Annotated in this window: 9 protein-coding genes; all 9 read right to left on the bottom strand. The window is 59.3% G+C overall.

Annotated features, from left to right (window positions below):
* Positions 1–159: phage protein Gp36 family protein (locus HV477_RS29000; protein ID WP_175064998.1), on the bottom strand; the 159-nt coding region annotated here is incomplete at its 3' end.
* Entirely contained in the window at positions 160–501 is a 342-nt protein-coding gene (locus HV477_RS12000) for a capsid cement protein (protein ID WP_217487776.1), read from the bottom strand. It lies immediately after the preceding gene.
* A 2-nt stretch (positions 502–503) separates the two neighbouring features.
* The gene (locus HV477_RS11995; protein ID WP_175064997.1) at positions 504–1,457 is read right to left on the bottom strand and encodes a hypothetical protein; all 954 of its coding nucleotides are present in this window, start codon (positions 1,455–1,457) and stop codon (positions 504–506) included.
* Positions 1,458–1,466: 9 nt separating this feature from the next.
* Positions 1,467–2,606, bottom strand: a complete 1,140-nt coding sequence (locus tag HV477_RS11990) for a peptidase (RefSeq protein WP_175064996.1) — start codon at positions 2,604–2,606, stop codon at positions 1,467–1,469.
* Between the two features lie 231 nt (positions 2,607–2,837).
* Positions 2,838–3,377: a phage virion morphogenesis protein gene (locus HV477_RS11985; RefSeq protein ID WP_217487778.1), complete on the bottom strand. Its 540-nt coding sequence runs from the start codon at positions 3,375–3,377 to the stop codon at positions 2,838–2,840.
* 8 nt (positions 3,378–3,385) lie between these two features.
* Positions 3,386–4,243: a phage minor head protein gene (locus HV477_RS11980; RefSeq protein ID WP_254621655.1), complete on the bottom strand. Its 858-nt coding sequence runs from the start codon at positions 4,241–4,243 to the stop codon at positions 3,386–3,388.
* Positions 4,227–5,747, bottom strand: coding sequence for a DUF935 domain-containing protein (locus HV477_RS11975; protein WP_175064994.1), 1,521 nt, complete (start codon positions 5,745–5,747; stop codon positions 4,227–4,229). The genes HV477_RS11980 and HV477_RS11975 overlap by 17 nt, the downstream gene beginning before the upstream one ends.
* On the bottom strand, positions 5,747–7,063 hold the full coding sequence (locus tag HV477_RS11970) for a terminase large subunit domain-containing protein (protein WP_175064993.1): 1,317 nt from the start codon (positions 7,061–7,063) through the stop codon (positions 5,747–5,749). The genes HV477_RS11975 and HV477_RS11970 overlap by 1 nt, the downstream gene beginning before the upstream one ends.
* Positions 7,060–7,614, bottom strand: coding sequence for a DUF3486 family protein (locus tag HV477_RS11965; RefSeq protein ID WP_175064992.1), 555 nt, complete (start codon positions 7,612–7,614; stop codon positions 7,060–7,062). Before HV477_RS11965 ends, HV477_RS11970 begins: the two co-directional genes overlap by 4 nt.

Below are 7,614 nucleotides of genomic sequence, written 5' to 3'. Positions count from 1 at the left end.
GGCGTATTCGCTGGCGTAGCGGATGGCCTCATTCACCACCGCCTCATCAGGCTGTTCCGGCAGCGCCTGTGTGACGGAACGACCTGACATGTCGCAGGTCAGTTCAGTGAGCTGCTGGCGCGGCAGCACCTTCATCACATCCTCCGGGGTGCAGTACATTTACGCCCCCCACATCACCTTCAGGGAGGCTCCGGCAGCCGCTGCGGCCGTCACAGCCACACCGACGCGGGCCGGTGTGCCGGTGGTCTCCAGCGGAATGACGCAGCCGTTTTCATCCGACTGCAGCGGCTCACCGGCAGTGACTGCCGCACCGGCTTCGGCGGCGATAATACCCAGTACATTGACGGACACCGCATCCCCCACGGACGCATCAACCTCGGCAATACCGAACGCGAGCGCGCCTTTGGTGCAGGTTTTACCGTCATAGCCCACCAGTCGCTGTTGTACCAGTGCACCGGTGGCCACCACAGTGGTGGCCAGGATGACCTGTTGCGTTGTCATAATTACGCCCCCTTCAGGTTGGTCATGATGTAGCCCGCGTCACTGCCCACCACCGCCATTTTGTAGATATCGGTGTAGCGGGAGTAGGTGATTTTGCCGCCCTCGCCGGGATAAGTGTCGGCAATCGGCATACCGTTTAACTGGAAGGTATAACCAAACGACGGCTCGTTCTCGTCGCCGTTGTCACCCGCGTTCTGCGGACCGGAGACGTAATACAGCATCATATTGTCCTTCCAGATATCGACAGTCTTCGCCTTCGCATCCTTTTTATCGTTATCCTCAAGCCGTACCGGATAGCCGATAACGATATTTTCAATCTCGAAAATATCTTTCATCAGCTCGATGGTGATGCGCTTGCGCTCGTTGGCACCCATCACTTTCTGCAGGGCCGGATGGAAGCGCAGCAGCGGAAGAACGCTTGCCCCCATCACCATCAGGTTCGGGCGCAGGCCAATGGCGTCACGTACCACATCCATGCCATCGGATACATCACGTACCGGATCACCCTTGCCATCTTTCCAGCTGTCGGCGGCGGTGAATTTACGCACAGAGTCTTTCAGGTACAGCGAGGTGTTCTGCGCCATCGCAGCCGCCGCCACTTCCTGACTTAACAGGATGCCGTTACGGGCGCGTTTGATGGCCTTCGCCTGCTCGCTGAACATCGACTCGTGCTGTTCGCGGTAGTCCACCGGAACGGCCAGATCGTGTTCATCGAGAACGATATCCACCGTACCGGTCTTTTCACGGGTGGCGATGTTACTTGCGCCCCCCATGGCGCGCAGGGTCTCGTAAGTGGCGAACACCCCCTTACCAAAGGTCGGCACCTTCGCGCCTTCCTTTTCCATCCCGACGCGCGGGAAGATGAACTGGCTGATGAACGCTGCATTTTTATAGCCACGCGCAACACTGGTTAATACCGGGTCGGCAACGCGCTTGCCTTTTAAGTAGTCAGACATGGTCTCTCCTTACATCAGGCGGGCAACTGCCGCCTCGTAGGTAATGTTTTCAGCCTTCGCCAGCGCCACCGCTTTCGTGTGCAGCTCAAGACGGTCCGGGTCAGCTTCAGCGAACTCAGCCGGAATGGCGCTGCGGTCGGTCCTGTCGCCGGTGGCCACCTCGCCAAAGTCAAGCAGTGGCCGGGCTTTTGCCAGTTGCGCCTTAAACGCCTCAACCAGCGGCTGCTCGCTGCCGTTCTCACTGAAGCTCACCGGCGACTCACCGCTGCCAAGTGCATCCAGTACGGCAACCACAAGGTTTTTTCCGGCAGGGGCCAGACGCGCGTCACTGATCAGACTGTCGGCAAACGCCACACTGGCGTTGTGACGTTCGGTGGCCACACGCTGTGCCTCGGCTTTATTGTGTTCATCAAGCTGGCGCTTCAGGTCGTCATTCTCTTTCTGAAGTTTCGCCTGTAACTCTTTTTCCACGGCGGTATCCTCCGGTGGTGTGGGGGCCTGATGCTCAGGCGGGGGTTGAATAACCTCGTCTGCCGGTATCCCGGCAGGGTCAGAAAATGCGGGGTCCACTTCGGTTGTGGTGGTACGGGCGGCATCATCACGCAGACTGTCAATCATGTAGTCCGGCACCACGCTGTCGGCTTTCTCCAGCCCGAACTGGCTGATAATAAAATCCCGGATGCGCGAGAACAGCGACGCGGTGGTCTGCAGACTCCAGTCGGCAAACTCGACAACCCCTTCCTCATCTTCTGCAAAGGACACGGGCTTTAATCCCTTGATGGCGGGCGGCTGCGCACCGAGAAATCCCACGTGGCGCAGGTAGTATTTGCCCGGCGTCGGGTTGCCGGGTGAGTCCGGGCAGTAAAAGGAGGCTGACACTTTGCTGTAGCGCCGGTTTTTAACCAGTTCAGCAAACTGCGGATCGATATCGCGTGGTTCCGCCTTGAGGCCGTCACGGTCTTTTTTAACCGCACCGACCCAGGCATAAGACGGCGCATCGGTTTTCGGATGCCCGACAACGACCGGCGCTTCATGCAGGGCCGGGTTGTAGCTCTGTGCTATCTCGTTTAAGTCGGCATCGCTGAAATTAATGCGCCGCCCGTGCATATCGGTATGCGTACCGGCACGAAAAATATGGATCAGGTTCATGAGTGACTCCCGTTGTTTTGGTCACGATAACGGGAGGGTGTGGCGATGACTTTTAAAGGACTTTAAAGAATAACGTTCAGCGCGAAGGTGAAAAAAAAGAAAAGGACAAAACGGGGTGACCTCTTACGCCGGAAAGCGGTCATAAAGGTGTTTATAAACGTTTATGACCGCCCCCGGCGTCAGTGGACGGGGATTTTCCCACCCGGCAATCAGAACGCCACACAGGGCGTCTCACGGACGCGCGGCGTTCTGCAGATATTTCAGCGCACTGTCGAGCAGTTTCTGCTCCACGCCGTCCTGCAGGGTACCGTCCGTGTTCACCGGCAGGTACGGACGCGCCGGATAGTCTGCCGTGTGGTCGCGGGCCGTCTGTGAGAAGTTGCTGTGCGCTTTTTTCACGAAGCGTCTGCCGACCGTGCCGTCCTTGCCCTGTTTAAAGTACACCTCCCGGTTCTTACGCTCAACCCTGCCGCCCAGCTGATGAATCCGGGCATATTCCACATTCGTTCCGATAACGGCGCTGTGGGCGTCGTAGTCCGTGGTGATACTGCGGCGCAGACGCCCGGTATCGGAGAGTGTCATCCCGTCCCGCTTCTGCGCTGCCAGTGACGGCACCCACGGCGGGCGGCCTTCTTCCTCAAAATTAACGGCGGTTTCGGTCGCCAGCGTCCCGGCAATGGCCCGCATCAGCGGCGTCATGTCGGTTCCGGCAGCGGCGAGGCCTTTCAGCGCCAGCCGCAGCGGGCCGTCCTTTACGGTAAGCTGCATCATGTTCTGTTTCACTGCAGGCCTCCTGTGTTCCCCAGCTCACGCTGCGCGAGAGCGGCCAGTGTGCCACCGTATTTCGCGAGATCAGGGCGGTACCCCTGACCGGGATTATACGACCAGCCCACATCCGGGCTGACAACAATACTGCCATTACTGATGATGTCACGCATCCGGTATGTGGTCACCGGCTGCATCTCGCCGGTCTTCTCACTGACGAGGCGCAGTGTCTGTCCGAGCGCGCCGGTGCTGTCCCGGATTTGCAGCCCGCGCAGGGTGGTCTCCGCCTGCGTCAGGGCAATCACGCTGCAGCGGCAGCGCCAGCCGTTCGGCGGGTAAAACGCATCCCAGAACGGATCGTCGCAGCGAAACACCAGGCCATGCATCGCCAGATGGGTTTTGCGGGTATGGCTGTCCCGGATGGCGACATACATCCAGTAAGGCCGCTCTGCGGCGTTCTCCTTCTGTTCCGCCCACCGACCGGCACTGTAAAGCGTGTCCATATTGGTGCGAAAGATGGTCTCCAGCCGCCACGGGCTGCCCTGATGTACCTCTTCCTCTTCGCCGGTAACCGGGTTAACGGCCGTGGTTTTTCCCCACCATCCCTTCGCTTTCAGTACCGGCGTCAGCTCTTTCGCAAACCATTTCCCCGTTTTTCCCTCCGCCAGCGCCTGCTCCAGCGCCCGGCGGATATCCTCCAGAATATCCATACGGGTAAGCTTTGCCACGGTAAAGGCTTTCGTGTGAGCATCCTGCCACATATCCTCCCAGTCCCAGGTGATGTTGTATCCCTTGTTTTTCAGGTACGCGATGGCGCGCGCCGGGGGCAGCCCGAACAGCGCGGCCATGTCCTGGTTATTCAGTGGTTGCATGGAGACGCCCCATAATTTTTGCCACAAACATCACGCGGGCAAGCCGCTCCGTCAGCCCGTCGGCGTCCATCTGTGGGTACAGTTCAGCAAGCTGTCCCATCAGCTCCGACGGTGAGAGGCCGTCGCTGACTGCATCAAGCAGGGGTTTCAGCATCACCATCAGTTCCCGTGTCATGACGCCGGTCTGCAGCAGCTGATCCAGCGCCTTATCCAGTTCATCCTGCGCGGCAAAATCGCGTTGTGCGGCACTTTCAGCAAAGGCCAGCGACACAGGAAGGTGTGCGCCTGCCGTGTCCGGTGGCAGCGGCATTCCCTGACGTGGCAGCAGGTCGCCCGGCTGCAGGCCGTACTCCCGCTGGTAATACTGCTCACTGAAAAAGCCTGCCGTCTGCGACAGTGTCAGGTCGCGCTTCGCCTGAGTATCGTCAATGGTTTCCTGCTCCCACAGGTTCCAGACCGGCACAGGTACATCACCGAAGTTCAGCTCCACGGCATACCGCAACACCTGATTGATGGCACCGGCGACGATGGTTGCGTCACCGTCGCGGATATCATTCGCCACCTCAAGCCCCGCCTGAGCGGAGGCTTTGTTGGCATCAGCCTCCGTGGTCTGGTTCTGGCCCAGCAGCGCAATGGAGATTTCCGCGCGGGCCATGGCGATCATCTGCTGAAAAATACCGCTGGAGCCCGCCTTACCCATGGCCTCCTTAATTTCCACCGAGCTGTCATCCGGGATGACGGCCACTGCGTCCTGGACCATCTTCTCCAGCGCACCCATCAGTTCATCAACACTGCCTTCGTTCTGACCGGCCTTGTGTTTACCCACCACCCATGGCGTGGCGTACTTCTCGACAAAGGTCATCCAGAACTTCCAGGCGTGCTTTTTAAAGAGTGCAGGCCAGAAGCACATCGACAGGTCAGGGAAACCGTAGGGATTGTCGTAAGTCGCATCCTGTGCCGGGCAGATAAACTTATAGTCCGGCAGCAGGATACCCCCGGCCGGGCCGCTGTTTCCCCGGAAGCGCAGCTGGTTGTCGGTATCAAAGGTGAACCACTCCGGCGGCTTGGTGACAATGTTACTGACCGTGAACCGGCCATTGTCTTTCGCCCACATCAGTTCAGCAGGCTGGTAACCAAAGAGCGGCGCATCCAGCAGACCACCGATGATGGCGTCCATATTCCACGAGGCCATCATGTCTTTTAAAAACCCGCAGACCGGCGTGTCGGTATCGCCTTCATTGAACCCGCGCTCAAGCGATTTTACCGCCGACTTGCGACGACGAATGGCCCCACCGACCACAGGATCGGAGCGCATGTCGCGGTAGGCACGAATATCCTGGCCTGTGGCCTTCAGTATCGGATCGGGATTGGGCAGCATGCCGAGGAAAGATCCAAATCCCCAGGCGGTGTTACCGCGTGAGGCAATCTCATCGGTCAGGCGGCGTTTGTCGCGTTCGGCAAAGCTGACATACTTCGTCGGTGAAACATAGATACCCTTAGCCATCAGTACCCCCTCAGAATACCCGGTACGCGACGTGCGCCGCGTGAATACACTCTCGTCGGACCGGTGTCGGTTCCGGCGGCGTTCAGCGCCAGAAAGCACGCCCACGTCCGGTCGGCGTGACCTGCAGCGTCGCTTTCCGCCACGAAGCGGGGCTGGCCCGTGGGGCCGGAGACCTTCTGCAGCCTGTGCAGGTCGCTTCTGAGCGCTGTATCGCCCATCGGGATACGCAGTTTCCGGTCCTCAAACGCCTCCTTGCCCCTTGTTGCCAGCGTCAGCTTACTCGAGGGGGTGAATATCACCCCTTCCACGCGGAACTCCCCGTGACGCCGCTTCGCATCCTCCACTGGCTTCTCACCCATCCCGGTCTGGTCCATGCAGCAGCGCAGCACGCGGTAGCGGAAGAACACGTCGTCCAGCAGCGCGTCCTGTTCGGCAAAGGTGGCGCGTTTGCGGATGATGATTTCCCGCACCCAGAACACGTCACCCACCTGTTCCAGCACCCAGATAACAAACAGGTCGTGACGAATACCGATATCCACGCCCACATAGCAGGGGCCACCTGTATAGTGCTGCGGCAGACCCGCCATATCATGCTCGACGCCGTCAATCAGGTCGTAGGACAGCCACGCACTGGCCTCATCCAGCCACTTCAGCTCAAACTCCTGCGCCCACGCATCATCGTCATTGAGCGCCAGTCTCATCTCATCAATATTGCGCGGCAGACCATCAGCCACCGCGCGGTAAATATCTACCGTGTGGCGCGACCAGATGGCGTCCAGCGCCTTATCGGTCATCAGCTCGTAGAACTTGTTACCCTTGCCGTTGGGGGTGGAGGTGACACGCAGTTTGTAGCCGTTGGAAATCACCGGGAACAGCGCCGTCCAGATTTTGCGGCTGTCAGCGTGGAAAGCGAACTCATCCAGAAAAACGTTGGCAGCAAAGCCGCGCGCGGTATCAGGGTTGGCAGGCAGCGCGGTGATACGGGAACCGCCCGGCAGAACCGCTTCCAGCATGGTATAGCGCTCGCCGCTGGCGGCGTGGTAATAGCTCTCGACTTCCTGTGCCACCATGCTGTACGCCTGACAGTGTTTTTTAACGCCTTCCTCCATCGCCTCTTTGGCCTGACGCTCCCCGCGCGACAGGATCACCCAGCGGGTACGACCGCCGCTGGCTTCCACCTCAAAGCAGTCGTCAACCAGCTCCAGCGTGGTGGTGAAGGTCTTTCCCGTCTGGCGGGCAAACATGCCAATCTTGAAGCGGGCGCGGTCGAGGAACCATGCCTGCTGGTAAGGGTGCAGATGAACGGCGGCGCTCATGACACAATCCCGTAAATCTGCTCGCGAACCAGCTTCAGTGTTTCAAGGCTCAGACGACCATCGCCGCTTTTGGCCTGACGCTCCAGTTCATCCATTTTGGCGTCCAGCCTGTCACGCACATCCAGTTGGAACTTTTTCAGGTTCACGGAGGCGCGTGTCAGGGTGGCGATGTTTTTTGAAGCGATCGCCAGCAGTTTTGCGCGCTTCTCGTTTTCCTTCGGGTCGTCAGACTTCACCGCGCTCAGACGCATGAACATATCAATCATCTCAGTCTGGATCAGCGTCATCAGACCACCGGAGCGGTCGTCAGCGGCATCCTCCGCCTCGCGGGCCATCAGTCGCGCCGCCTCGGTGGCCGCACGTACGCGCGCCAGCTGCTGTTCCATTTTGTAGCCAAAGCGCTGCAGGCTGGAGCGGGTGATCACAAATCCTTTGTCCTTCAGCAACGCCTCCAGCTCGGCGTAGCCGGTGAAGTTACGCTCGGTCAGTGCGCGCTCCAGCCAGCGCCTGACCTCCTGCGGCAGCACATCCAGTGAACTTTTGCGTCCCAT

The sequence above is a fragment of the Salmonella sp. SG203 genome (genome assembly GCF_013350575.1).
Taxonomy (GTDB): domain Bacteria; phylum Pseudomonadota; class Gammaproteobacteria; order Enterobacterales; family Enterobacteriaceae; genus Salmonella; species Salmonella enterica.
The sequence above is the reverse complement of the archived record's forward strand: the minus strand, read 5'-3'. Positions and strand labels throughout refer to the sequence as shown.

Excerpts from the sequence above, each read along its gene's own strand:
- HV477_RS12000 (WP_217487776.1), bottom strand. The coding sequence starts at position 501 with ATGACAACGCAACAGGTCATCCTGGCCACCACTGTGGTGGCCACCGGT.
- HV477_RS11995 (WP_175064997.1), bottom strand. The coding sequence starts at position 1,457 with ATGTCTGACTACTTAAAAGGCAAGCGCGTTGCCGACCCGGTATTAACC.
- HV477_RS11990 (WP_175064996.1), bottom strand. The coding sequence starts at position 2,606 with ATGAACCTGATCCATATTTTTCGTGCCGGTACGCATACCGATATGCAC.
- HV477_RS11985 (WP_217487778.1), bottom strand. The coding sequence starts at position 3,377 with ATGATGCAGCTTACCGTAAAGGACGGCCCGCTGCGGCTGGCGCTGAAA.
- HV477_RS11980 (WP_254621655.1), bottom strand. The coding sequence starts at position 4,243 with ATGCAACCACTGAATAACCAGGACATGGCCGCGCTGTTCGGGCTGCCC.
- HV477_RS11975 (WP_175064994.1), bottom strand. The coding sequence starts at position 5,747 with ATGGCTAAGGGTATCTATGTTTCACCGACGAAGTATGTCAGCTTTGCC.
- HV477_RS11970 (WP_175064993.1), bottom strand. The coding sequence starts at position 7,063 with ATGAGCGCCGCCGTTCATCTGCACCCTTACCAGCAGGCATGGTTCCTC.
- HV477_RS11965 (WP_175064992.1), bottom strand. The coding sequence starts at position 7,614 with ATGGGACGCAAAAGTTCACTGGATGTGCTGCCGCAGGAGGTCAGGCGC.